General features: G+C 51.7%; 23 protein-coding genes. 22 read left to right on the forward strand and 1 reads right to left on the reverse strand.

What is annotated here, in order from left to right:
• Nucleotides 1-21: 21 nt before the first annotated feature.
• From rpsP to K7P76_RS16125, 15 genes are all read left to right on the forward strand, one after another.
• The gene (rpsP, locus tag K7P76_RS16055; protein ID WP_232186325.1) at nucleotides 22-294 is read left to right on the forward strand and encodes a 30S ribosomal protein S16; all 273 of its coding nucleotides are present in this window, start codon (nucleotides 22-24) and stop codon (nucleotides 292-294) included.
• A gap of 26 nt (nucleotides 295-320) precedes the next feature.
• Nucleotides 321-554, forward strand: a complete 234-nt coding sequence (locus K7P76_RS16060) for a KH domain-containing protein (protein ID WP_041064596.1) — start codon at nucleotides 321-323, stop codon at nucleotides 552-554.
• A 132-nt stretch (nucleotides 555-686) separates the two neighbouring features.
• On the forward strand, nucleotides 687-1,208 hold the full coding sequence (gene rimM / locus K7P76_RS16065; RefSeq protein WP_232186326.1) for a ribosome maturation factor RimM: 522 nt from the start codon (nucleotides 687-689) through the stop codon (nucleotides 1,206-1,208).
• A gap of 2 nt (nucleotides 1,209-1,210) precedes the next feature.
• Nucleotides 1,211-1,993: a tRNA (guanosine(37)-N1)-methyltransferase TrmD gene (gene trmD / locus K7P76_RS16070; RefSeq protein WP_232186327.1), complete on the forward strand. Its 783-nt coding sequence runs from the start codon at nucleotides 1,211-1,213 to the stop codon at nucleotides 1,991-1,993.
• Between the two features lie 210 nt (nucleotides 1,994-2,203).
• Entirely contained in the window at nucleotides 2,204-2,548 is a 345-nt protein-coding gene (rplS, locus tag K7P76_RS16075) for a 50S ribosomal protein L19 (RefSeq protein WP_130611845.1), read from the forward strand.
• Between the two features lie 78 nt (nucleotides 2,549-2,626).
• Entirely contained in the window at nucleotides 2,627-3,364 is a 738-nt protein-coding gene (lepB, locus tag K7P76_RS16080) for a signal peptidase I (RefSeq protein WP_255678581.1), read from the forward strand.
• 53 nt (nucleotides 3,365-3,417) lie between these two features.
• A complete protein-coding gene (gene ylqF, locus K7P76_RS16085; protein WP_232186328.1) occupies nucleotides 3,418-4,281 on the forward strand; it encodes a ribosome biogenesis GTPase YlqF in 864 nt (287 codons plus the stop codon).
• A 169-nt stretch (nucleotides 4,282-4,450) separates the two neighbouring features.
• Complete coding sequence (locus K7P76_RS16090; protein ID WP_232186329.1) at nucleotides 4,451-4,888, forward strand: thiol-disulfide oxidoreductase DCC family protein; 438 nt, start codon at nucleotides 4,451-4,453, stop codon at nucleotides 4,886-4,888.
• Between the two features lie 119 nt (nucleotides 4,889-5,007).
• Nucleotides 5,008-5,640 (forward strand): ribonuclease HII, encoded by a 633-nt coding sequence (rnhB, locus tag K7P76_RS16095; protein ID WP_232186330.1) that lies wholly within the window; start codon nucleotides 5,008-5,010, stop codon nucleotides 5,638-5,640.
• Nucleotides 5,641-6,061: 421 nt separating this feature from the next.
• The gene (locus K7P76_RS16100) at nucleotides 6,062-7,903 is read left to right on the forward strand and encodes a TP0910 N-terminal domain-containing protein (protein WP_232186331.1); all 1,842 of its coding nucleotides are present in this window, start codon (nucleotides 6,062-6,064) and stop codon (nucleotides 7,901-7,903) included.
• A complete protein-coding gene (locus K7P76_RS16105) occupies nucleotides 7,900-8,229 on the forward strand; it encodes an EscU/YscU/HrcU family type III secretion system export apparatus switch protein (protein WP_232186332.1) in 330 nt (109 codons plus the stop codon). The genes K7P76_RS16100 and K7P76_RS16105 overlap by 4 nt, the downstream gene beginning before the upstream one ends.
• 16 nt (nucleotides 8,230-8,245) lie before the next feature.
• Nucleotides 8,246-8,665: a YraN family protein gene (locus tag K7P76_RS16110; RefSeq protein ID WP_232186333.1), complete on the forward strand. Its 420-nt coding sequence runs from the start codon at nucleotides 8,246-8,248 to the stop codon at nucleotides 8,663-8,665.
• 172 nt (nucleotides 8,666-8,837) lie between these two features.
• Nucleotides 8,838-9,872: an FtsH protease activity modulator HflK gene (gene hflK, locus K7P76_RS16115; protein WP_232186334.1), complete on the forward strand. Its 1,035-nt coding sequence runs from the start codon at nucleotides 8,838-8,840 to the stop codon at nucleotides 9,870-9,872.
• Nucleotides 9,869-10,735, forward strand: a complete 867-nt coding sequence (hflC, locus tag K7P76_RS16120) for a protease modulator HflC (RefSeq protein WP_232186335.1) — start codon at nucleotides 9,869-9,871, stop codon at nucleotides 10,733-10,735. The genes hflK and hflC overlap by 4 nt, the downstream gene beginning before the upstream one ends.
• An 87-nt stretch (nucleotides 10,736-10,822) precedes the next feature.
• Nucleotides 10,823-11,518, forward strand: a complete 696-nt coding sequence (locus K7P76_RS16125; RefSeq protein WP_232186336.1) for a GTP pyrophosphokinase — start codon at nucleotides 10,823-10,825, stop codon at nucleotides 11,516-11,518.
• A gap of 29 nt (nucleotides 11,519-11,547) precedes the next feature.
• Here the strand turns inward: K7P76_RS16125 and K7P76_RS16130 are convergent, their stop codons facing one another.
• Nucleotides 11,548-13,116 carry a YifB family Mg chelatase-like AAA ATPase gene (locus K7P76_RS16130; RefSeq protein WP_232186337.1) on the reverse strand — a complete coding sequence of 523 codons (1,569 nt, stop codon included), beginning with the start codon at nucleotides 13,114-13,116 and terminating at the stop codon, nucleotides 11,548-11,550.
• Nucleotides 13,117-13,289: 173 nt separating this feature from the next.
• Between K7P76_RS16130 and K7P76_RS16135 the strand changes: the two genes are divergently transcribed.
• The 7 genes from K7P76_RS16135 to hslV all read left to right on the forward strand — a co-directional run bounded on the left by K7P76_RS16135 (nucleotide 13,290) and on the right by hslV (nucleotide 24,269).
• Nucleotides 13,290-16,418 carry a hybrid sensor histidine kinase/response regulator gene (locus K7P76_RS16135; protein ID WP_232186338.1) on the forward strand — a complete coding sequence of 1,043 codons (3,129 nt, stop codon included), beginning with the start codon at nucleotides 13,290-13,292 and terminating at the stop codon, nucleotides 16,416-16,418.
• A gap of 270 nt (nucleotides 16,419-16,688) precedes the next feature.
• A complete protein-coding gene (gene sucC / locus K7P76_RS16140) occupies nucleotides 16,689-17,849 on the forward strand; it encodes an ADP-forming succinate--CoA ligase subunit beta (protein ID WP_232186339.1) in 1,161 nt (386 codons plus the stop codon).
• 31 nt (nucleotides 17,850-17,880) lie between these two features.
• Nucleotides 17,881-18,807, forward strand: coding sequence for a succinate--CoA ligase subunit alpha (gene sucD, locus K7P76_RS16145; RefSeq protein WP_232186340.1), 927 nt, complete (start codon nucleotides 17,881-17,883; stop codon nucleotides 18,805-18,807).
• Between the two features lie 144 nt (nucleotides 18,808-18,951).
• A complete protein-coding gene (dprA, locus tag K7P76_RS16150; RefSeq protein WP_232186528.1) occupies nucleotides 18,952-20,130 on the forward strand; it encodes a DNA-processing protein DprA in 1,179 nt (392 codons plus the stop codon).
• 58 nt (nucleotides 20,131-20,188) lie between these two features.
• The gene (gene topA, locus K7P76_RS16155) at nucleotides 20,189-22,285 is read left to right on the forward strand and encodes a type I DNA topoisomerase (RefSeq protein WP_232186341.1); all 2,097 of its coding nucleotides are present in this window, start codon (nucleotides 20,189-20,191) and stop codon (nucleotides 22,283-22,285) included.
• A 31-nt stretch (nucleotides 22,286-22,316) separates the two neighbouring features.
• Nucleotides 22,317-23,648 carry an FADH(2)-oxidizing methylenetetrahydrofolate--tRNA-(uracil(54)-C(5))-methyltransferase TrmFO gene (trmFO, locus tag K7P76_RS16160; protein ID WP_232186342.1) on the forward strand — a complete coding sequence of 444 codons (1,332 nt, stop codon included), beginning with the start codon at nucleotides 22,317-22,319 and terminating at the stop codon, nucleotides 23,646-23,648.
• A 78-nt stretch (nucleotides 23,649-23,726) separates the two neighbouring features.
• Complete coding sequence (gene hslV / locus K7P76_RS16165; RefSeq protein ID WP_232186343.1) at nucleotides 23,727-24,269, forward strand: ATP-dependent protease subunit HslV; 543 nt, start codon at nucleotides 23,727-23,729, stop codon at nucleotides 24,267-24,269.
• Nucleotides 24,270-24,273: the final 4 nt, after the last annotated feature.

Genomic DNA, 24,273 nt, shown 5'->3' on the forward strand with positions numbered 1-24,273 from the left:
TTTTCAAGGAGGTGAAAGTCAATGTCAGTTCGCATTCGTTTGAAACGTATCGGTGCTCACAAAGCTCCGTTCTATCGCGTAGTCGTATCGGATTCCCGTTCCCCGCGCGATGGTCGTTTTATTGAAGAAATCGGCTTGTACAATCCGGTTGCACAACCGGCTCAAGTACAAATCGACGAGGAAAAAGCTTTGAAATGGCTGCAAAACGGCGCGCAAGCGTCCGATACAGTTCGCAATCTTCTTAGCAAAGCCGGTGTTTTGAAGAAATACCACGAATCCAAGCTCCAGAAGTAATCGTCTAAGTACCGGAGGGCTGAGCCATGGAACAATTGATTCGGGTCATTGCCCGAGCGTTGGTGGATCATCCGGAAGACGTGCAAATTCAGGTCAGGGAAGACGCGAGAGGCCTGGTGTACGAGCTTTCCGTTCATCCCGACGATGTCGGCAAAGTAATCGGCAAGCAGGGACGTATCGCCAAGGCGGTACGTACGGTAGTCTCTTCCGCCGCGGTTAAAGAGCGGAAGCGCGTCATCGTGGATATTGTCTCGGAATAATTGGCAGAGGACCGTACCTTGCTTTTTGCAGGGTACGGTCCTCTTTCGTAACGAATGTTTGCGAACCCCGACTTCAGTGCTATATTATAGTATCTGAAGTTTTTTTCGTTTAAAGTTGAAGGGAGTACTTCCATGTCTGAAGAGCGCTTGCTCAATATAGGGAAAATCGTGAATACGCATGGCATCAAGGGAGAGGTCAAAGTATGGCCGCAGACGGATTTCCCGGAGGTTCGTTTCAAATCAGGCAGCAAGCTGTTGATGTTCCCGCCGGAAAAGGGTGAGCCGATCACCATCGAGGTGGCTGCTTCGCGCGAGCAGAAGAACATGTTCGTTCTGAAGCTTAAAGGGTTCGATAATATCAATCAAGTGGAAAAATACAAAGGCTGGGAGCTCAAGGTGAGCGAAGCTGAACGAGTGCCGCTGCCCGAGGGCGAGTATTATTTCCGCGATATCGTGGGTTGTTCGGTTGAAACCGAGGAAGGCGAACAGCTGGGTACGATAACGGATATTTTATCTCCCGGGGCTAACGATATTTGGGTCGTTAAGATGCCCAAGGGCAAAGAGCTGCTGCTTCCCGTCATTGACGATGTGGTGCTTAACGTAGATGTTGCGGCTCGCAAAATTAAAGTGCACCTGATGGAAGGATTGCTCTAGAGATGCGAATCGATGTATTAACTCTATTCCCGGAAATGTTTACGGGCGTATTCAATGCGAGCATTCTGGGAAAAGCGCAGGATAAGGGCATCGTGTCGCTTTCCACCGTTAATTTCCGCGACTTTTCCGGCAACAAGCACAATACCGTCGACGATACGCCTTACGGCGGCGGCGGCGGCATGGTTCTTAAAGCGGAACCGATCTTCGGGGCTGTCGAGCATTTGCTTGCGATAAAGGCGGAGCAGGAAATCGAAGGGGATACCGGGGAGTCTGAGGGACAAAAAAAACCGCGGATTATTCTGATGTGTCCGCAGGGCACTCCGTTTAACCAGGGGATTGCCAAGGAGCTTTCCGGGGAATCGCACCTCATATTCATTTGCGGCCATTACGAGGGCTATGACGAGCGTATCCGGGATCATCTCATAACGGACGAGCTGTCCGTTGGGGATTACGTGCTGACGGGCGGCGAGCTGCCCGCGATGGTTGTTATCGACGCGGTAGCGCGGTTGTTGCCTGGCGTGCTCGGGAACGACCAGTCGGCGATTACGGATTCCTTCAGCGACGGCTTGTTGGAATACCCGCATTACACCCGCCCGGCAGAATTCCGGGGGTGGAAAGTACCGGACGCGCTGCTGTCGGGGCACCATGCGGAAATCGTGAAATGGCGCAGGCGCGAGTCGCTTAAGAGAACATGGGAGCGTCGTCCCGATCTGCTGGAGCAAGCGGAGTTGACACCGGAGGAACGTAAGTGGTTGATGACGCAACGGAACGCACTTAAAGATTAAACTTCGGTTGAACAACATATAACGACAATCGGCAATGTAATGGTTGTAAATTGCCTTCATATGTGATAAAATTTCAAATGTTGTTTGCGTCTCCGTAGGAGTCGACAAACGGTTATGAACGAGTAGGACGGTCCTCTGCACGCCATGATCCGAATGAGGACATTCGGGGAGCGGGGTACGAACGTCTGTTATGGAAGGAGTGAACACTCTATGAGTAATCTTATTCAAGCGATCACGCAAGAGCAATTGCGCAAGGACATTCCTAACTTCCGTCCGGGCGATACGCTTAAAGTACACGTGAAAGTCGTCGAGGGTTCCCGTGAGCGCGTACAGCTGTTCGAAGGCGTTGTTATTAAACGTCGCGGCGGCGGAATCAGCGAAACATTCACGGTTCGTAAAATTTCTTATGGCGTTGGCGTTGAGCGTGCCTTCCCGGTACATTCCCCGCGTCTTGAGAAAATCGAAGTGGCTCGCCGCGGTAAAGTTCGCCGCGCGAAACTGTACTACTTGCGCAACCTGCGCGGTAAAGCAGCACGGATCAAAGAAATTCGATAATTGGCGTCAAAGGAGGGCTTGGCAAAGTTCAAGTCCTCCTTTTTGCATTTCAATAAAGAAAGCTAGAGGCGATTGCGAATGGAACAACATCGGAATGATAAACCAAACGAATCAGCCGAAACAGGAACAATTTCTGTTGCCGATGAACAAGCGATTCGTGATCTGCAGCCGGTTGGAACTTACAATGAACAAGCTGAAGGTTCGGACTCCGGCGATTCTGGAGCAGCAGGGCCGAAGAAACCTTCTAAATCTCGAGCAGGCAACGAAATCACGGAGTGGATCAAAGCGTTGGCGATCGCCGGATTGCTTGTTTTCGTCATCCGTTGGTTTCTGGTCAGCCCGTTTATCGTGGACGGTCCGTCCATGCAGCCGAACTTTTGGAATCGGGAACGGATAATCGTTAATAAAATTATTTATGACATCCGTCAGCCTAAGCGCGGGGAAGTCATCGTATTCCACGTGCCTGAAGAGAAGCGGGATTTCATCAAACGGGTCATCGGAGTGCCCGGGGATTCGGTTAAGGTAGAAGGCGATACCGTATACATAAACGGGAAACCTTATGCAGAGAATTATTTGAAGGAAGCCTACGAGACGGCTCACGCACAAGGAGCCTTATATAATAGGGCGGACGGCAACTTCCCGAATAATCAGTTTCCGGATGGAGTCGTGCCTAAGGGAATGCTGTTCGTTATGGGCGATAATCGCGCAAACAGCGAGGACAGCCGGATGATCGGTTATATCCCGATGGACCGTATTGTCGGCCGTGCCGATTTGGTGTTCTGGCCGATCAAGGATTTTCATTTGGTATCGCATTAATGAGGCGAGGGGGCAGCCCCTCGCGTTTCTTTCTGTAAGAGAGGTGATTTACGATGACGATTCAGTGGTTTCCCGGTCATATGACCCGGGCGAAACGGCAAATCGAAGAGAAGCTGAAGTTGATCGATGTCGTGTTCGAGCTGCTCGACGCGCGGATTCCGCAATCTAGCCGCAATCCGATGATCGATGAAATAACGGGCACGAAACCGCGCTTGATATTGCTGAACAAAGCAGATTTGGCGGATCCGGAGCAAACGGCGGTTTGGAGTCGCTATTTTCGCGCTCAGGGCCATTCTACTCACGCGATTGACGCGAATGCCGGAACCGGGGTTAAAGAGCTTGCCGGAAAGGCAAAGGAATTGCTGCAGGAGAAAATCCAACGTCAAATTGATAAAGGCATGAAACCCCGTCCGATTCGCGCCCTTATCGTCGGCATCCCGAACGTCGGCAAGTCGACGTTGATCAACCGGCTTGCAGGACGAAATATAGCTCTTACGGGCGACCGTCCCGGCGTTACGAAAGGTCAGCAGTGGATCCGTTTCGGAGGCGAGCTCGAACTGCTCGATACGCCGGGTATATTGTGGCCAAGGTTCGACGATCCCGTTGCGGGATTCCGATTGGCCGCAACCGGGGCGATCAAGGAGGAAATCCTTCATATCGATGAGGTGGCTTGCTTCGTTCTTCGCATATTGGTCGAACGTTACGGCTCCGTTTTGGCGGAGCGTTACGGACTAGAGGAGTTGCCTTCCGAGCTTCCGGATATGCAAGCGGCCATCGATGTTCTTGAAAACATCGGCAGGCGGCGCGGGTGTTTGGTCAGCGGCGGACATGTCGATTACGAGAAAGCGGCTACGCTGCTGCTTCGCGATCTCCGTTCGGGGAAGCTTGGGCGGATGACGTTGGAGAGTCCGGAATGAATGGGAACGAAAAAACTCGAAGCTGCTGTTCAGGTGGGGCATACCCCTTGAAGAGCGGCTTTTTTGATGATCATTTTTCGCAAACTCGTGACTTCAGTTGTGAGAGGTTCAATGAGATAATAGAGTACAATAGCGGGAGAGCAGGGAGACGGTGAGAGGCGGTTGAGCAATGTTTAAGAGAGGAAGCGCTGAGGAACCGATGATCGTACTCATAGACGGACAATGCAACCTATGTCAATCGATTACCAAATTTATCATTAAGCGCGATCCCAATGCCAAGTTTCGATTCGCTTCCTTGCAATCCGAACGGGGTCGGAAGTTATTGCTTAAAGGAAATTTGTCGGTCGATAAGCTGGATACATTCGTGTTGATCGATAGCGGGCGGTATTATACCAAATCGACGGCCGCGTTAAGGCTGCTGAGGAAGCTGGGCGGCGTTTGGTCGCTCTTTTACGTTTTGCGTGTCATACCTTCGTTCGTACGGAATCGCGTTTATGATTGGATCGCCAGGAAACGATATCTTTGGTTTGGTTATAACGATAGTTGTCTGCTGCCCACGGAGGACACGCGCAAAAGATTTCTATCGGATTCGTGGGATGGCGATTAGGCGTGCGGGGAGCGGCTATTGTTCTAGCGATTTTACAAAATAAGGCTTGGCTTTTGAGAGGGCATAACGGACAATAGGGAAACGGAAGGGTATTTCAAGGGTAAGGAGATTTTACATAAATGACGGAAATCAATCGATTGGAATTCGAGGCATCACTATGGTCGCAGGGACTGACGGCGGTTGCCGGAGTAGACGAGGTTGGACGCGGCTGCCTGTTCGGGGACGTTGTCGCGGCTGCCGTTATTTTACCGGTAGGGCTTGTGCTCGAAGAAGTGAACGACTCGAAACAGCTCAGCGAGAAAAAGCGGGACAGGTTATACGATCTAATCATAGAAGAAGCGGTCGCTTGGTCGGTGGCGCGGATTGAAGCTTCCGTTATCGATACGATCGATATTAGGCAGGCATCCAGGTTGGCCATGAAACAAGCCGTGCAAGGTTTGGGCGTCGTGCCTCAGCATTTGCTTGTTGATGCGGAAACCGTTGACTTGGAAATAGAACAATCCGCTATTATCAAAGGCGACAGCCTTAGCCAATCCATAGCCGCCGCGTCTATCGTAGCTAAGGTTACGCGTGATCGGTTGTGCACGGAAGTGTGGGAGACGCTTTACCCGGGTTATGGGATAGCCGTACATAAGGGATACGCGACTAAGGTGCATCGCGAAGCGTTGCAAGAGCTTGGCCCAACGGCTTTGCATCGCCGCAGCTTTCTTAAAGGATTTTTTGATGTGCAGGAGCAGCTGTTGTTTGAGTGATTAGAGAGAAGAAGTGGATGAGAAGAGCGAAAGAGCGGAATGAGAGAGTAGAAAGAGAAGGATTGAAAGAGCAGGACTGAAAAAGCAGGACTGAAAGAGCAGGATTGAATGAGAAGGACTGAATGAGAAGGACTGGATGAGAAGGACTGAATGAGAAGGACTGAATGAGAAGGACTGGATGAGAAGGATCAATGAAAAGAAATGGCTGTATTCCGCGCAATTGTTACTTAGGTGGCTATGGCTGACGAATTAGTCGATTATTTCGAGTAACTCATTGCTACTTTTCCGATCATGCTCAAATGAAGCTCATCCGATCACAAGCAACAATCATCTGGAACTCAATGAGAAGAAATTCATTTATAGGGGATTGCATAAATTCCGATATATAGGGATATAGGGTTGTTCGTAAGGAGGAAGCGGCATGAGCATGAACATCGGTCCGATGCTTCGGGCATTGATGGGTGAGGCGCAACCGGCCGATAGCCGCGCGCTGGAACTGAGAATCGGTCAAATCGTGAGAGGCGTACTCGTGGAGCTGTTGGAAAATCAAGAGGCGATGATCAACATCAACGGGGTCCAAGTGCGGGCCAAGCTGGATGCGGAGATGCCGGTCGGGAAGAGCACGCTGCTCCAAGTGCAGCCTGGCGGAGTCGGTGGACTCGTTACGTTAAAGCCGCTTATGGATACGTCGGATGTTTTGCCCGAGGAAGGGCTGAAAGACGTACTGAAGACGTTCGGGCTGCCCGAGCAGAAATGGGCGATGGAGCTGCTGCGCGGGTTGAAGCGGGACGGTTATCCGATAGGGCGCGAGACGGCGGCTTTTTTTAATACGGCGGCGGCTCTTAAACCTGCCGGAGTCGATGCCGCTTCTTGGTCGAGCGCATCGGATGTCGCATTTCGGCGTGGGTTGACGCCGACGGAAACGACGTTATCCTCGCTGCGGCAAGCGTTGTTCGGTCAACCGATCCATGAAGAGCTGGCGGGACTGAGAACTGCTGTAGCTAATTGGCTTGGAGGGGCAGCGGCTCCTTCCTCGGAAGCTGCCGCGCTCGGACAGCGGCTGCAAAGCTTGTTGACCCAAGGTACGGCGCTGCTGGCGGAAGGGGAAGCCCAACTGGCGGGAGATGCTGCTAACGCAAGTGGCGCGAATCTACCAAAGGTGACGGATGAGGGGAAGGCGCAGTTGGCGGCTAATCTAGTTAATTCGGCTAAAGAAACGGCGAATGGTTCGAAAGCGGCGGGAGAGCCGACCAGAATGGGCTCGGAAGCGGTAGTCGCGAGAGGCGAGGGCGAAGCTGGCCGCGCCATGGGTGGGCCTGCCGCGGCTCCGACGCCCGCGGCGAATGCGAATGCGGCGGCGCAGTCGGCAACGGCGCGCGCCGCCACGGAGCAGGGCGCCCGTGCGCAGCCAGGCGCCGCACAAGCTCTTGCCGCAGCCGGCGAAGCGGCTGCGGGCCAAGCGCCTGCGGCGCCTGCTGCGGCGGACAGCCTCCGCGCCGGGAACAAAGCTGACGCGGCTGCGCAGGCGTCAGCCCCTAAACCGGAAGCGGCCTGGATCGGCCGCTTCCTGCAATGGCTCGGCGTAGGGCATGAGCATCGGCTCATGCACCCCGCCGAGGGGCTTCCTGCGGGCGCAGCCGCAGCTCTGGCGCCCGGGGCGGATGCCCCCGGGCAAGAGGCGCGGCCCGCCGCGGATACGCTCAAGGGCGCGTTGCTCGCCCTTGCGGCGCATGATGACGTGCCCCCCGCTCTGCGGGAAGCGGCGCAAACGTTGGCCAATCAAGTGACCGGCCAACAGCTGCTGCTTTCCTCCGACCGGAGCGCGGTTGCGCCCTTCAGCCATATGACGCTGTTCGTGCCCATGAAGGGCGCGAACGGCGAGACGACGGCCACCGTTCATGTCCAGACGCGGCGCAGCCGCCGCGGGGAATGGGACGTGGACAATTGCCATCTGCTGTTCGATTTGCGGATGCGAAATCTCGGAGATACGATCGTAGACGTTCAGGTCGTCGACCGAATCGTCTCCTTGAAGCTGCTGAACGATTTTCCCGGTATGTCGGATTTATTGGATCAGGCAAGGGAAGAACTGGCGTCGGGCATGTCCGCGGCAGGTTTCCAGCTATTTTCCCTAACCGCGGCTCCCCTTCCGCAATGGAAGAGCGGCTCCATCAATAACGCTCTGCCTACTTCGGGCGCAGACAAAGCCGCTATCGCAAGCGCTTATGCCGCCAAACCTTATAAAGGGGTCGACTATAGAGCATGAACCCATCCGGCAAGGAAAAACGTAATCCACGCCATCTACCTAAGAGAGCCGTCGCCCTCAAATACGAACCGGAGCAAGGCTCCGCGCCTACCCTAATTGCCAAAGGCCAGGGCGTCATAGCCGACGAAATCATGCGTCGCGCGCAGGAAAACGGCATTCCGGTTCAGGAGGACCCCTCCTTGGTAGAAGTTCTTTCCAAGCTGGATTTGAATCAGGAGATTCCCCCTGAATTATATAAGCTTGTCGCCGAAGTGCTAAGCTTCGTATACCGGTCGGATCGCCGGGCTGGTGTTAACGAGAAGAGCAGCAAACCTATCTTGCCTTGAGGAGACGCGCACGCTCATGGAAGAAACTAGATTCCAATCACAAGCCAAAGGGCAATCGACTCAATCCGTCGCACGCAGCAATCGGTCAGCCGTTGGAAGAGCGGGAGAAGACGCCGCGGCGGATCACTTGCGGCAATTGGGATATGCGCTGTTGGAGCGCAATTGGCGCTGTCGGTTAGGAGAGATCGATATCATCGCAATGGATGGTTCTGCGTTGATTATCATTGAGGTGCGCTCGCGAACGAATCCGACCCGATTTGGAACGGCGGTTGAAGCCGTGACGCCTCGCAAATGCCGTCAAGTCCGCGAAGTGGCAACGGTCTACTTGAAGCAGCATGGCGGAGTCCCCCAATCGATTCGGTTTGACGTGATAGCCGTTACATTCCTTCAAGGCGGCGCCGATCCTGAGATCAAACACCTCCAAGGCGCATTCTGACGCTGACGTATTTTATGACCGAGCCTCCATTTACGTGGCGGGCTTTTTATTTTCTGGTCCGAACCGCAGCGATCAATGGACAATTTATGAAACGCAAGCGCCTCCCGTTGCGTAACAACCCCTTAGGAAGTCGGATATGACTTTTACGTATTCAAGGGAGGCATAAGTCGGAATGGAACTGGTCAATAACGAAACAAAACGACAAAATCCAATGGATTTACCGCCAGGTTTATTTAAGAAGATCGGTTTCGGCATTGCCGCTTTATTTATCGTTATTATTGCGTATTCTTCGTTTTACACCGTTCAGGAGCAAGAAAGGGCGGCTATTCTAACGTTCGGCAAGTATACGGGGGAGACAACCGCAGGACTGCATTTCAAGTGGCCGTACCCGATCCAGCAGGTCATCGTCGTGCCGGCGGAGCTCACTCAGCGTATTTATATCGGTTATCGTCAAGACGGAGATGTCGTTACACCGGTCGACGAAGAAGCGATGATGATAACGGGAGACGAGAACATCGTATCCGCGGATGCCGTCGTCCAGTGGAAAATAAGCAATATCCAAGAGTACTTATACAACATCGATAATCCGGAGCAATTTTTGCGTAACGCAGCTAGTTCTTCTATTCGTTCCGTCATCGGTTCGGAGAAACTCGATTACGCGATCACGGACGGAAAAACCGAAATTCAGGATAAAGTTCGCGAGAGGCTGCTTGAGCTTCAGGGCAAATACCATACGGGCATGCAGATCATCGACATCAAGTTTCAAGATATCGAGCCGCCGAGCGGTCAGGTGGAGGAAGCTTTCCGCGAAGTTACGAATGCGCGGGAGGAGAAAAACACGAAGATCAACAACGCCGCCAAATACGAGAACGACAAAATACCGAAAGCCCGCGGAGAAGCCCAAGCATTGCTCGAGAATGCCGAAGGCGTCAAAAAATCCCGTATTCTGAACGCGGAAGGGGATGTCGCACAGTTTAACGCCATCTTCGCGGAATATGCTAAAAATCCGGGAGTCACGCAAAGTCGCTTAATCGTGGAAACATTGGAGAAAATATTGCCGAAAGCCAAAATTTTCATCTCGGACTCCAGCGGCGATACCGTCAAATATTTGCCGATCAATGAGCTTCTGCGCAATACCGGAGCTTCTTCCGGAGCCGGATCCGCTTCAGGCAACGCAGGATCCACGCAAGGAGGGGCAACGAAATGACCAAAAAATTAATTCTCGGCCTCGTGTTATTCGTTGTCGTCATTATCGTCGGAGCGACATCCCTGTTTATCGTTAAAGAAGGAGAATATAAGGTCGTCCTTAAGTTTGGCGAAGCGGTAAGAGTTGAAGAAAGCCCCGGCCTGTACTTCAAAATACCTTTTATCGAGAGCGTATCGAAATTGCCGAAATATCAAATGACTTATGAAAGCAATCCTACGCAGATTCTGACCAAGGATAAGAAACCGATAATCGTCGATAATTATACGGTTTGGAGAATCAAGAATCCGCAGAGCTTTTTGAGAACGGCCCAGACGGTAAGCGTCGGCATACAAAGGATTGACGAAGCGGTATACAACACCGTCCGCCGCAAGCTTTCCGAGATCAATTATGATAATATCATAAGCGAGAATACCGAGCGAGGGAACATCAACGATGATATTACGAAGGATGTAGCCGCTGCATTCGTACGCGATAATTACGGGATCGAGATCGTTGACGTTCGCATTAAACGCACGGATCTGCCCCCGGGAAACAAGCAAAGCGTTTATAATCGGATGATCTCCGATCGTCAGTCGATCGCCGCGCGTTATTTATCCGAGGGTGACGAAGAGTCTCGTAAAATCACATCCAAAGCCGACCGTACGGCAACCGAGCTGCTTGCCCAAGCCGAGGCGGACGCCAAGAAGATCATCGCGCAAGGAGAACAAGAAGCGGCGAAAATATATAATCAGGCATATGGCAAAGACCCCGAATTTTACAGTTTCTATCGGACGCTGCAAAGCTACGTGACGACGCTGCAGAACGAGCCGGTCATCATGCTGCCGATCGATTCGCCGTATACCCGTATATTGCTAGGTAAATAAGTTACTCACGAAGGGTGAACGATTCTGACTAATCAAACGCTGCAACTGGAAAATTTCAAAAGATTCAAGGACGAAATCACCCGGTTCATGATGATGTACAAATTCGCGCTGGACTCCTTGGAGACGAAAATCGAAATTCTGAAGGAAGAGTTTCATTTTCTGCACGATTACAATCCGATCGAGCATACGAAATCCCGCTTGAAGACACCGGAAAGTATATTGAACAAAATGTACCGTAAGCAATGCGAGCTTTCTTTTCCTAGCATTAAGAGCAATATTAAAGATATCGCCGGTTTGCGAATCACATGCTCTTTCGTATCGGATATTTATCGCATTAGCGAGATGCTGCAAAGCCAGAGCGACCTTACGATCATCGAGACGAAGGATTACATCAAGCAACCGAAGCCGAACGGCTATCAAAGCCTTCATTTGCTCGTTGAATTGCCGGTGTACATGTCCGATCGGCACGAAAATGTTTGCGTGGAAGTGCAGATCCGGACGATCGCGATGGATTTCTGGGCGAGTTTGGAGCACAAAATTTTCTACAAATACAATGCGTCCGTACCTGCGAGACTGTTGCAGGAGTTGAAGGAGGCGGCCGATTCGGCCGCCGCACTGGATCAGCAAATGGAACGGCTGCACAAAGAAATTTCGGAAATAAAGGAAAACAACGAAGAATACGCGGAAGACGGCACGAAGCGGATCATTATCCGCGATCAGGAATTCCAAATTCCGGCGGCACTGCTAGAACTAATCGACTACGGCGGGCAAGGAAACGACTAGTTTCCTTGCTTTTTCTTTTGCCGTCGCGCTTATTCCGCTGCCTTATCCAAACACCGGTAACTAATCGCCTCCGCCACATCCTCCAACCTGATCGTTTCCTTGCCCGCTAGATCGGCTATCGTCCGAGACATTTTAAGAATCCGGTCATGCGCGCGAAAACTAAGGCCTAGCTGATCGTATACCTGTTGAAGCATCATCTCCGCATCAGAAGAGAGTTTCGCATATTTCTTAAGCAGCGGACCTTGCAGCTGGCTGTTCCATTGAAATCCGTGTTTAGCATAGCGGGTTTTCTGTCTGCGGACGGCATCCATAACGATCTCCCTAGCTTGCGCGGAGGTCATCCCCACATTTGTCCCTTGCCGTACAGCTTGACGAGGGAGCTCTACCTGCAAATCTAGCCGATCGGCTAGCGGACCCGACATTCGTGCGCGATATCTTGCTATCCCTGTAGGAGTGCACGTGCAAGGACGATCGTCCACGCCCCCGCCATAATAACCACACGGACAGGGGTTCATCGATGCCGCCAGCATGAAGCGGGCCGGAAAACGACAAACGCCGAGAGCGCGTCCGATCGTTACCTCCCGATCTTCGAGCGGTTGGCGCAATGCTTCTAGGCTCGTCCTGGAAAATTCAGGCATTTCATCAAGAAACAATATGCCGTGGTGGGCAAGCGTGACCTCGCCCGGCTTGGGCATCGATCCCCCTCCGATCAAACCTGCAGTCGAGATGGAATGGTGCGGAGCGCGGAAGGTACGGCGACGAATGAGTCCTGAATGGCCATTGTCCAACTTCCCGCAGACGCTAAAAATTTTCGTTACGGATAACGCTTCCTTGTCGTCCAACGGCGGCATCAAAGTGGGTAGACGGCGACAAAGCATGGTTTTACCCGTCCCGGGAGGACCAATGAACAATAGATTATGCATGCCGCTAGCCGCGATGAGAAGTGCTCGCTTACCTTGTTCTTGTCCAATAACGTCGGATAAGTCGATTTCGCTTTCCTGTTCGCCGGATCCCCAGCGGGACTGAACTGCTTGTAAATCGTTAGCTAGAAACTTAGTACGCGAGGCGCTATTGAAAGAGGTATCCCTATCGTCAATAAATCCGTTGATCCATTCTTCCAAAGAAGAAATTCCGAATACCTCGATACCGGAAATGAGCGAGGCTTCAGTGACGGCATCTTGCGGTACGATGACACGCCGGATACCCGTATTTCTTGCCAATTCGGTCATGGGCAGCACGCCGGGGACGGTTCTAACCGTTCCGTTCAAAGATAACTCTCCGATGAACATCGTATCATCCAGCAGCCTCTCATCGACTTGGCCGCTCGCGCACAGTATGCCTGCAGCTATCGCCAAGTCGAATGCGCTGCCTTCCTTGCGAAGATCCGCGGGGGCGAGATTGATCGTGATCCGATCCATCGGAAATTTCATGCCGCCGTTCTGGATAGCCGCACGTACTCTCTCAACAGACTCCCGAACCGCCGAATCCGGCAAACCAACGACGGAAACCTGCGGTAATCCGGAGCAAATATTCACCTCTACTTCAATTAAACGGCCCTCTACGCCAAGCACGCTTGCGCTCATGATTTTGACATACACGAAAAAACACCTTCCTCCGCTGTTGATCTACAGACGGGAAGGTGCTTCCTTTCCGAATATTCCATTTGAGCAAAGTCTACCCCGATCGGCGATAACTGTCAATAATACGCTTCTGGAAATACATTTTTGTTTGAAAAAGGATATCGCGGAATTTGTGTCGAATCTAACGGATTATGAAATCGACAAAAAACAAAACTGCCCTGAAACACATGATGATGGTGATCCTGTTTCTTTCTTTTCTTCTCGGCATGCGGTGGCTTTGGGCCGAGGTTTTTGCTACGCCTGAGCATCCCCGTGCAATTCAAGGCGTACTCGATTTGCGCGGGTGGAATTTCGAGAAATCCCCTTCCATTTCGCTAAAAGGTGAATGGGAGTTTTACCCCGCAGCATTCATCTCACATGAAGACATCATGCGACAATCCAATGACAACCGGCATTATGTACATGTTCCGGGAGATTGGCGCAGCGGTATGTCGAAAGACTCGGACTCGTCTTTCGGTTACGGGACGTACAGGCTGCGCATCCTGATTGACCCAAGGGAGAATCAGTCCTACCAATTCTGGATTCAGGAAATTCAGGCATCGTCCATTGTGGAAATCAACGGAGAAACGGCTGCGGTATCCGGCATGCCGGCAGAGCGAGAGGAAGCGTATAAGCCGAGGAAGGCTTCCTACGTGGCATCTTATAAGGCGGACGGCGCGAAGGAAATCGAACTGCTTGTGCGCACGGCGAATTTCGCCGATCCCTTCAATGGCGGAATTGTCAAACCCATTCGCTTCGGGTCGGAGGCGGCTGTCGATGCCGAACGCGGGAATTCCATCAATTTTCAACTTGTGACTTTCTTCATACTGATGATGCACGGTCTTTATGCTTGCATCTTGTATTTGTTCAACCTGCGGCAAAAGGCGTTCCTTATCTTCTTCCTGCTGCTCCTAACCGCCAGTCTTTCCGTTGTGTCGTCCAACGATAACTTGCTGCTGCAATGGTTCTCTTTCGGCTATACCTTGGATCTGAAAATCAGGCTGCTTTCGTATGAATGGCTTTCTTTTTTTATGTTGCTGTTAACCAGAACCTTCTCCGAGCACGTGGTAGGCGTCAAATTGTTTCGCACGTATACCGCCGTACTCGTTCTCTATTCGGGTTTTGTGCTTGCAGCAACGGCGCCGCTCATTTATTATTCCATGGAAATTAGAGCATTCTCTTTACTTTATTTATTCCCTTTGGCATGGAGTATTTATCTTATCGCAAAAATGGTGGCCCGCAAGCAGCGCGATACTATCTTTCTGTTGCTGGCCGCTACGAGCATCTTATCCAGTGTCTTCTGGGGAAGTATAAGTTCATACCAGAATATAAGCCGTATCTACTATCCGATTGACGTGATCGCGGCTATTGTCGGATTTTCGGCATACTGGTTTAAACGCTACTTTCGTAATTCCGAGGAAAACGCCATGCTGAACGAGCAATTGAGAAGGTCGGACAAGTTGAAGGATCAGTTTCTCGCCAATACATCGCATGAGCTGAGAACGCCGCTGCATGGCATAATGAATATCGCTCAGAACATCGCCGCCAAAGAAAAACACGCAATGGACGTTAAAAGCTCCGAGGACATGGAACTTCTCATCACGATTAGCCGGCGGATGTCGCATACGTTAAACGATCTGCTTGACGTCGTGCGGCTTAAGGAGCAGCGCATAGTGCTGCAGAAGAAGCCGGTATCTATTCCATCGGTCGTTACCGGTGTGTTCGACATGTTGAAGTTTATGGCCGAGGGCAAGCCCGTCATGCTGATAAAGGACATGGAGGAATCGATGACGCCCGTTATGGCGGATGAAAAGCGGCTCGTCCAAATTTTGTTTAATTTGCTTCATAATGCGCTCAAATACACCGATGAAGGGAACATTACCGTCACTGCGGAGATCGAGAACGGACAGGCACTCCTTATTCATGTATCCGACACTGGAGCCGGTATGGATAAGGAAACGCAGGAACGCGTTTTTACCCCCTACGAGCAAGGGCCTCACGGAATGAGCGACGGCGGCGGAATCGGTCTAGGCCTAAGCATTTGCAAGCAGTTGGTAGAACTGCATGGCGGCCAAATAACGGTTCGCTCCGAAGCAGGCAAAGGGTCCATTTTCACCCTCTTTCTTCCGTTGACCGATTCGCCTATACTCCCGGTCTTGCAGGATTTTCCTTACCAACGGTTTGAAGGTAAAGAGGAAGCCGCGGCTTCACGGATGCTCGCGGATGCAGCAGACAACGCATGGCCCTCACCGCAGCTTGCTTTACCGCCTTTCGGGGACGGAAGGGCGAATATCCTCGCGGTCGATGACGATCCGGTTAATCTAAAGGTCCTCGTTGATATCCTGGAGGCGGATCCGTATATCGTCAAATCGGTCACTTCGGCTCGCGAGGCTCTGGAATTGCTCGGTACGGAGCAATGGGATTTGTTGATTGTCGATGTGATGATGCCGCATATGTCCGGTTACGAACTGACGCAAAGAGTAAGGGAGCGCTTTTCCGTTTCGGAGCTTCCGATTTTATTGTTGACCGCGCGAAGCGAGCCGGCGGATACTTATGCCGGGTTTATATCTGGAGCTAATGATTACGTCACTAAACCGATTGACGCGCTGGAACTGAAATACCGCATCTGGTCGCTAACCACCTTAAGGCAATCCGTTAATGAACGGATGCGCATGGAGGCCGCTTACCTGCAAGCGCAAATCCACCCCCATTTTCTGTTCAACACGCTGAATTCGATCATGGCGCTAAGCGACTTGGATTTGGGGAGAATGCGCAAACTCGGCGATGCCTTTACATCATATTTGCGGATCAGCTTCGATTTTCTGAACGCAGGGAGACTCGTTGCGCTTTCCCATGAACTGGATCTTGTACGCGCCTATCTGTATATCGAGAAAGAACGATTCGAGGACAGACTGTCCGTCGTCTGGGAGGTTGACCCGAATATGCTCGGGGTGCTCCTTCCGCCGCTTACGATCCAGCCGCTGGTAGAAAATGCGGTCAGACATGGCGTTCTTAGCCGGGTTAAGGGCGGTACGGTCCGAATTCGGATACGCCGTCAGGAGCTTTTCGCGTTAATTGAAGTTACGGATGACGGCAAGGGCATGAAACAAGAGAAGGTCCAGCAAGTCCTAGGTCAAGCGAGAAAGGGCAAAGAAGGAATTGGGCTGTCAAACACGCATCGGAGACTGACGCAAATGTACGGGAATGGCCTGTCCATCCATAGCAAGGAGGGGGAGGGCACAATACTGTCATTCGTCATTCCGCTAACGGATGTTGAATAAGGGCAGCTTTTTATTGGTTTCTCAGCATGATTTTTAATTAAAATGCAGATGCTATATGTGTTTGCCGTATTTCCATATCAGATTGAGATGAAACCATTGCCAAATTAGACTAAAAAATTGATGAAAAAGTGAGGAACGGTTAAACAAATAGTGATACAATGATGAAGGTTTTGTTACATAGATTCACAATGTGACGACTGCGCGCGATGCAATTGTCGCTATAATTAGTCGCACTAGATATTACGTGCACAACGGGAGGATGCCAAGGTCATGAATATTCATGAGTATCAAGGCAAGGAAGTCTTGAAGCAGTACGGCGTCGTCGTACCGCGCGGTAAAGTGGCTTTTACGGTAGAAGAAGCCGTAAGCGCCGCGAAAGAGCTAGGCAGCGCGATTACCGTCGTTAAAGCTCAGATCCATGCGGGCGGCCGCGGTAAAGCGGGCGGAGTCAAAATCGCCAAAAACTTGGACGATGTCGCGAATTACGCGAAGGAATTGCTCGGCAAAGTATTGGTCACGCACCAAACCGGTCCGGAAGGCAAAGAAATCAAGCGCCTGCTGATCGAAGAGGGCTGCGACATCAAGAAAGAATATTATATCGGCGTCGTCGTTGATCGCGGTACGGGTCGCGTCGTTATGATGGGTTCCGAAGAAGGCGGCATGGATATCGAGGAAGTCGCCGCTCATTCCCCCGAGAAAATCATTAAAGTCGTCGTAGATCCCGCCGTTGGCTTGCAAGCTTTCCAAGCTCGCCAACTCGCTTACGACATCAAGATCCCTGGCGATCTGATCAACAAAGCGATCAAGTTCATGCTTGCTTTGTACAAAGCTTTCGAAGATAAAGACTGTTCTATCGCGGAGATCAATCCGCTTGTCGTAACCGGTTCGGGCGACGTAATCGCGCTTGATGCCAAGCTGAACTTCGATTCCAACGCTTTGTTCCGTCACAAGGATATCGTCGAGCTTCGCGATCTGGACGAAGAAGACGCTAAAGAAATACAAGCTTCCAAATTCGATCTGTCTTATATCGCGCTCGACGGCAACATCGGCTGTATGGTTAACGGCGCAGGTCTTGCGATGGCGACGATGGACATCATTAAATATTTCGGCGGGTCTCCGGCTAACTTCCTTGACGTTGGCGGCGGCGCTACCAAAGAGAAAGTAACCGAAGCGTTCAAGATCATTTTGTCGGATCCGAACGTCAAAGGGATTTTCGTTAACATTTTCGGCGGAATCATGAAGTGCGATATCATTGCGGAAGGTATTGTGGCAGCTGCCCGCGAACTAGGTCTTGATCGTCCGCTCGTTGTCCGCCTTGAAGGCACGAACGTTGCATTGGGTAAAGAAATCTTGAACGGATCCGGCCTGAACATCGTGGCTGCCGATTCGATGTCCGACGGCGCGAAGAAAATCGTGTCGCTCGTGAAATGACTAGGGAGAACCTACCGGGGAGTGTAAAATCATGAGTATTTTGATCGATAAAAACACCAAGGTGATCACCCAAGGCATCACGGGCGCAACGGGAAATTTCCACGCCAAGGGTGCATTGGATTATGGTACGCAGATGGTCGGCGGCGTTACGCCGGGTAAAGGCGGCACGAACGTTGATTTTAACTTGGAAAATGGAACTACGGTTTCTTTGCCGGTATTCAACACGGTACGCGAAGCGGTTAAAGCGACCGGGGCTACGGCATCTGTTATCTATGTAGCTCCTCCGTTCGCGGCTGACGCGATCATGGAAGCGGTAGATGCCGAGCTTGAACTTGTCATCTGTATCACGGAAGGAATTCCGGTACTCGACATGGTTAAGGTCATGCGTTTCATGGAAGGCAAGAAAACCCGTCTGATCGGACCGAACTGCCCGGGCGTTATTACGCCGGGAGAAATTAAAATCGGCATTATGCCGGGTTATATCCACAAAAAAGGCCATGTAGGCGTCGTTTCGCGTTCCGGAACTTTGACGTACGAAGCGGTTCATCAACTGACTTCAAGCGGCATTGGCCAATCTTCTGCCGTAGGTATCGGCGGGGACCCGGTTAAAGGATCCGAGTTCATTGACATCCTTAAGCTGTTTAACGAAGATCCGGATACGTATGCCGTTATCATGATCGGCGAAATCGGCGGCACGGCGGAAGAAGAAGCGGCTGAATGGGTGAAGGCGAACATGACGAAACCTGTCGTCGGCTTCATCGGCGGCGCTACTGCTCCTGCGGGTAAACGCATGGGACATGCCGGGGCGATCATTTCCGGCGGCAAAGGTACGGCTGCCGAGAAAATTTCGGTACTCGAAGCAAGCGGCATCCGCGTTGCTCCGACGCCATCCGACATGGGCGCGACTCTTGTCGCCGTGCTTGAGGAAAAAGGACTGCTGGAAAAATGCAAAGGTTAATGTTACAGTAAGCACATATAGAAATCCGCTCGCGATATTTACGTATGCGTGATTTTCGGCAAGGCAAGCAGCCTTCCGCCCCCTCGTCCGAGGGAGTGGGAGGCTGTTTTGCGTTATTAACCCTCTAAGGAGCGAATCCCATTGATGGAAGAGAAACGGGAACAGGTCAGGAGCGTAACCAAATCGGAAGCGTTATTTACGGGTATAACAAGAGAGGCGTTGATCGCTCTTCATGAGACGGACGGAGTAGGCAAGCTGTCTATTGCGAATATTCTTCTTTATGGGCTGTCGAAAGGGAAGGGGGCGTTACGATTTGCTTTCGATTTTCTGGCGGGGGATTGGAGGGATATGGGGCTGCATGCCAAACAAGCCGCTTCTATCGTCGCTAATATGCGCCCGGAGGCCGTAGAGCGGCGTCTGCGCAAGCACGAAGAAAGAGGAATGCGGTTGGTAACTTACTTAGACCATGATTATCCTGAAATGCTCTTTCAGATTTCCGATCCGCCTTGGGTGCTCTATTATAGAGGGAATTGGGAGCTTGTTCGGAATCCGGCTATCGCGATCGTCGGCACTCGTTTGGCTACGGGTTACGGACGCAAGGTGACGGAAGACATTGCAGCCGGTTGTGCGCAGCGTATGACGGTCGTAAGCGGGTTGGCGAGGGGGATTGACGCGGCGGCCCATTCGGGCGCTTTACGCGCGCCTTACGGGACGATCGCGGTGTTAGCGGGCGGGGTTGACCATATATACCCTCCCGAGAATAAGGCGTTGTATCACGACTTAGTCGAGCAAGGGTTAATCGTATCGGAAATCCCGCCGGATACGATCCTTCGACCCGGATTGTTTCCGCTCCGCAATCGAATTATAGCCGGTCTCTCCTACGGCGTTATTGTCGTGGAAGCCGCCAAGGAGAGCGGGGCTCTTATTACGGCGGATTTGGCGATTGGCTACAATAGGGACGTATTTGTCGTACCCGGACAAATTACGTCTCCCCGGAGTATTGGGGCGCTCGAGTATTTAAGGAAAGGCGCGATTCCGGTGCTTGACGAGACGGATGTGTTCCGGGCTTATTCTTATATTCTTCCAACAAAACCTGGGAATCCAGAGGCCGAAGAGGCATCGAAACAAACAAGTATGCCAACCTCTAACCTCACCTCAGACGAGGCGTTGATTTACAATTTTTTACTCGATCAACCCTTTTCGATAGACGAGCTGACGATACGATCCGGGATGACATTTGGACATTTACACTCCGTTCTGCTATCTTTACTAATAAAAAGACGGATTCATCAACAACCCGGTTCTGTATATACTGTCCTCTAATGAAGACATAAGCACATAAACGCGAGGACTTGTCGACCGTAGGAGAGGAGGAATGGACGTGGCGGATTCACTCGTAATCGTAGAGTCGCCGGCTAAGGCCAAGACGATCGGAAAATATTTAGGAAGCAAATTTATCGTCAAAGCGTCCATGGGCCACATACGCGATTTACCGAAGAGCCAAATCGGGGTAGAGGTCGAAAATGACTTCCAACCGAAATACATTACGATTCGCGGAAAAGGCAGCATTCTTAAGGAACTGAGAGACGCCAGCAAAAAGGTGAAAAGAGTATATCTCGCGGCCGACCCCGACAGGGAGGGCGAAGCGATAGCCTGGCATCTGGCGCATTATTTGGAAATAGACGAGAAGGAAGATTGCCGCGTTGTTTTTAATGAAATCACGAAACAAGCGGTCAAGGATGCATTCAAGAATCCTCGTCCGATCGATATGGACTTGGTCAACGCCCAGCAAGCGAGAAGGGTGCTGGATCGACTAGTCGGTTACAAGATTAGCCCGTTGTTATGGAAAAAAGTTAAAAAAGGGTTAAGCGCCGGTCGGGTACAATCGGTAGCCGTAAAGCTGATCTATGATCGCGAGAATGAAATCAACGATTTCGTCCCGGAAGAATATTGGAGCATTACCGCGCATTTGATGAAAGGGAGCGCGTCGTTTGAAGCGAAGTTCCATTCCCTGAACGGGGAGAAAAAAGAGCTGACGAGCGAAGCCGACGTTAAAGAAGTGCTTGCCCTTATGGGAAATGAATCTTTTGTCGTAGGCGACGTCAAAGAGAAGGAACGTTTGCGTAATCCGTCTCCTCCGTTCATTACGAGCTCCTTGCAGCAGGAAGCCGCGCGCAAGCTCAATTTCCGTGCTTCCAAGACGATGCAAATCGCTCAACAGCTCTATGAAGGCGTAGATCTTGGCAAAGAAGGAACCGTCGGTCTCATCACCTATATGCGTACCGATTCACCCCGGATTTCTCCTGTCGCACAAGAGGAAGCTCGCGAGTATATTATCGGTAAATACGGCGATAAATTCATGCCGGAGACGCCGCGTATTTACACGAAGAAAAACGCCAACGCACAGGATGCGCATGAAGCCATTCGCCCGACGTCCGTTCTTCGCGATCCGGATTCCGTGAAAGCATTCACATCTAAAGACCAGCTTCGCTTGTATAAGCTAATCTGGGAGCGTTTCGTGGCCAGTCAGATGTCGTCCGCCGTACTCGATACGATGACCGTCGATTTAGGCAACGGGCCGGTAACCTTCCGCGCGAACGGCTCCAAGCTGAAATTTGCCGGTTTCATGAAGGTGTACGTTGAAGGCAACGATGATGGTACGACGGATGAAGATAAGCTGCTCCCGGCGCTCGCGACAGGCGATAACGTCAAATCCAAGCAAATCGATCCGAAGCAGCATTTTACCCAGCCGCCTCCGCGATTTACGGAAGCTAGGCTGGTCAAGACGCTCGAGGAGCTCGGAATTGGCCGTCCAAGTACTTACGCGCCAACGTTGGAGACGATTCAGAAAAGAAATTACGTCGCGATGGAAGAGAAGAAATTTATTCCGACGGAGCTTGGGGAACTTGTCATCCAGCTCATGGAGGAGTTTTTTCCGGAAATTCTCGATGCGGAGTTCACCGCTAACATGGAAGGCGATTTAGACCATGTGGAGGAAGGAACTCAAGATTGGGTTAACGTCATTGGCGATTTCTACAAATCGTTCGAGGTAAGGCTTAATTTCGCCGAGGACGAAATGAAGGAAATCGAAATCAAAGACGAACCGTCCGATGAAATCTGCGAAAAATGCGAAAGCCCGATGGTTTACAAAATGGGCCGTTTCGGAAAATTTCTTGCCTGCTCCGGATTTCCGAATTGCCGCAACACGAAGCCTATCATTAAAGACACGGGCGTCCATTGCCCGAAATGCGCCGAAGGGCAAATCGTCGAGCGTCGCAGCAAGAAAGGCCGGATGTTCTACGGATGCAATCTTTATCCTAGCTGCGATTATGTGTCATGGGATAAGCCGGTTCCGAAGCCTTGTCCTAGCTGTGGCGGGATGATGATAGAAAAGCGCGTTAAAGGCGAAGTTCAGTATCATTGCACGGTGTGCACCCACACCGAGAATGTCGAGGATACGGAAGATATTGCAGAATAAACGGTAGCGAAAGGCAAGGAGGGTCACCGCTTTGAATAATGCCCAATCCGTGACGGTAATCGGCGCAGGTTTAGCCGGCAGCGAAGCCGCATGGCAGATCGCCAAACAGGGCGTCCCCGTCACTTTATATGAAATGCGCCCCGTTAAGCGCACGCCTGCCCATCATACGGACGGGTTTGCGGAGCTAGTGTGCAGCAACAGCCTCAGAGCGAATGGTTTGACCAATGCGGTCGGCGTGCTCAAGGAAGAAATGAGAAGATTGGATTCTCTCATATTGTCCTGCGCGGATTTGCATGCCGTTCCCGCCGGAGGAGCGCTCGCGGTAGACCGTGACGGATTTTCGGGAGAAGTCACAAGACGACTTCGGGAACACCCTCTGATTACGGTAGTGAATGATGAAGTTACGGAAATTCCGCAAGATGGCATTGTTATTATCGCAACAGGCCCGCTGACCTCTCCAGAGCTGTCCAATAGCATTAAAGAGCTAATGGGCGAGGAGTACTTTTATTTCTTCGATGCGGCTGCGCCTATCGTTGAGAAGGATTCCATCGATTTGGATAAGGTGTTCTTGGCTTCCCGTTATGATAAGGGTGAAGCGGCCTATCTGAATTGTCCGATGACGGAAGCGGAATTCGATGTTTTCTATGAGGCGTTGACTACGGCGGAGACAGCCGAGGTCAAAGACTTCGAGAAGGAAATGTACTTTGAAGGCTGCATGCCCATCGAGGTTATGGCCAAGCGCGGTAAGCAGACGGTGCTGTTCGGGCCGATGAAACCCGTAGGTTTAGTCGATCCGCGGACTGGCGCGCAATCGCATGCGGTTATCCAGCTTCGTCAAGACAATGCGGCCGGTACGCTGTATAACCTGGTCGGCTTTCAAACCCACTTGAAGTGGGGCGAGCAGAAAAGGGTATTTTCTTTAATTCCCGGGCTCGAGAATGCGGAGTTTGTACGTTTTGGAGTCATGCACCGAAATACTTTCATAAACTCACCGAAGCTGTTGCACCCCACGTATCAGTTCCGCGGGAGAGAGACGTTATTTTTCGCCGGTCAAATGACCGGAGTGGAAGGTTACGTGGAGTCGGCTGCATCCGGATTAATCGCGGGATTAAACGCGGGACGCCTGGCCAAGGGGTTGGAGCCTTTAGAGGTACCGCCGCACACCACTCTTGGAAGCATGGCGCAATATATTACGACGGCCGATTTCAAACACTTTCAGCCGATGAATGCGAACTTCGGTCTTTTTCCGCCGCTCGGACACAGAGTCCGCAGCAAGAAGGAAAAAAACGAAGCCATTGCGGCAAGGGCTTTGGAAGGCATCGAAGCGCTAATATCGGAAATTCAGCAAGGTACTTTGGTATAGCTCTTGGAGCAGCGGCAGCGTTATTCACATAGCCGCTGCTTTTGCGGCTCTACAAGTAAAAGCAGGGAGGGTTAACCGATGGATATGAGCTTTCACGCAACGACGATTTGCGCGGTTCGCCATAATGGCAAGGGCGCCATCGCGGGCGACGGTCAGGTAACTTTCGGGAACAGCATGGTCATGAAGAACACGGCCAAAAAAGTCCGCCGGCTCTATCGCGGCCAAGTCATCGCGGGTTTTGCGGGTTCGGTTGCGGATGCGATCACTTTGTTCGAGAAGTTCGAAGGCAAGCTGGAGGAACATCATGGCAATTTGCAGCGCGCTGCGGTTGAATTGGCTAAAGATTGGCGCTCCGATCGGGTATTGCGCCGTTTGGAAGCGATGATGATCGTCGTGGATGCGACGGGGATGCTGCTATTGTCCGGCAACGGCGAAGTCATCGAGCCCGATGACGGCATTCTTGCTATCGGTTCGGGCGGAAGTTTCGCTCTTGCGGCAGCCCGTGCCTTAAAGCGCTTCGCTCCGACCATGGAAGCGAAGGAGATCGCTCGAGCGTCGCTCGAGACAGCCGCTGAAATTTGCGTGTTCACGAACAATAATCTGGTCGTCGAAGAAATTTGAACTT

It is taken from the genome of Cohnella silvisoli (assembly GCF_021190915.1).
Classification (GTDB): domain Bacteria; phylum Bacillota; class Bacilli; order Paenibacillales; family Paenibacillaceae; genus Cohnella; species Cohnella silvisoli.

What these genes read in the sequence shown, in the direction of transcription:
- rpsP (WP_232186325.1), top strand. Translation starts at nt 22, where the DNA reads ATGTCAGTTCGCATTCGTTTGAAACGTATCGGTGCTCACAAAGCTCCG.
- K7P76_RS16060 (WP_041064596.1), top strand. Translation starts at nt 321, where the DNA reads ATGGAACAATTGATTCGGGTCATTGCCCGAGCGTTGGTGGATCATCCG.
- rimM (WP_232186326.1), top strand. Translation starts at nt 687, where the DNA reads ATGTCTGAAGAGCGCTTGCTCAATATAGGGAAAATCGTGAATACGCAT.
- trmD (WP_232186327.1), top strand. Translation starts at nt 1,211, where the DNA reads ATGCGAATCGATGTATTAACTCTATTCCCGGAAATGTTTACGGGCGTA.
- rplS (WP_130611845.1), top strand. Translation starts at nt 2,204, where the DNA reads ATGAGTAATCTTATTCAAGCGATCACGCAAGAGCAATTGCGCAAGGAC.
- lepB (WP_255678581.1), top strand. Translation starts at nt 2,627, where the DNA reads ATGGAACAACATCGGAATGATAAACCAAACGAATCAGCCGAAACAGGA.
- ylqF (WP_232186328.1), top strand. Translation starts at nt 3,418, where the DNA reads ATGACGATTCAGTGGTTTCCCGGTCATATGACCCGGGCGAAACGGCAA.
- K7P76_RS16090 (WP_232186329.1), top strand. Translation starts at nt 4,451, where the DNA reads ATGTTTAAGAGAGGAAGCGCTGAGGAACCGATGATCGTACTCATAGAC.
- rnhB (WP_232186330.1), top strand. Translation starts at nt 5,008, where the DNA reads ATGACGGAAATCAATCGATTGGAATTCGAGGCATCACTATGGTCGCAG.
- K7P76_RS16100 (WP_232186331.1), top strand. Translation starts at nt 6,062, where the DNA reads ATGAGCATGAACATCGGTCCGATGCTTCGGGCATTGATGGGTGAGGCG.
- K7P76_RS16105 (WP_232186332.1), top strand. Translation starts at nt 7,900, where the DNA reads ATGAACCCATCCGGCAAGGAAAAACGTAATCCACGCCATCTACCTAAG.
- K7P76_RS16110 (WP_232186333.1), top strand. Translation starts at nt 8,246, where the DNA reads ATGGAAGAAACTAGATTCCAATCACAAGCCAAAGGGCAATCGACTCAA.
- hflK (WP_232186334.1), top strand. Translation starts at nt 8,838, where the DNA reads ATGGAACTGGTCAATAACGAAACAAAACGACAAAATCCAATGGATTTA.
- hflC (WP_232186335.1), top strand. Translation starts at nt 9,869, where the DNA reads ATGACCAAAAAATTAATTCTCGGCCTCGTGTTATTCGTTGTCGTCATT.
- K7P76_RS16125 (WP_232186336.1), top strand. Translation starts at nt 10,823, where the DNA reads ATGATGATGTACAAATTCGCGCTGGACTCCTTGGAGACGAAAATCGAA.
- K7P76_RS16135 (WP_232186338.1), top strand. Translation starts at nt 13,290, where the DNA reads ATGAAATCGACAAAAAACAAAACTGCCCTGAAACACATGATGATGGTG.
- sucC (WP_232186339.1), top strand. Translation starts at nt 16,689, where the DNA reads ATGAATATTCATGAGTATCAAGGCAAGGAAGTCTTGAAGCAGTACGGC.
- sucD (WP_232186340.1), top strand. Translation starts at nt 17,881, where the DNA reads ATGAGTATTTTGATCGATAAAAACACCAAGGTGATCACCCAAGGCATC.
- dprA (WP_232186528.1), top strand. Translation starts at nt 18,952, where the DNA reads ATGGAAGAGAAACGGGAACAGGTCAGGAGCGTAACCAAATCGGAAGCG.
- hslV (WP_232186343.1), top strand. Translation starts at nt 23,727, where the DNA reads ATGGATATGAGCTTTCACGCAACGACGATTTGCGCGGTTCGCCATAAT.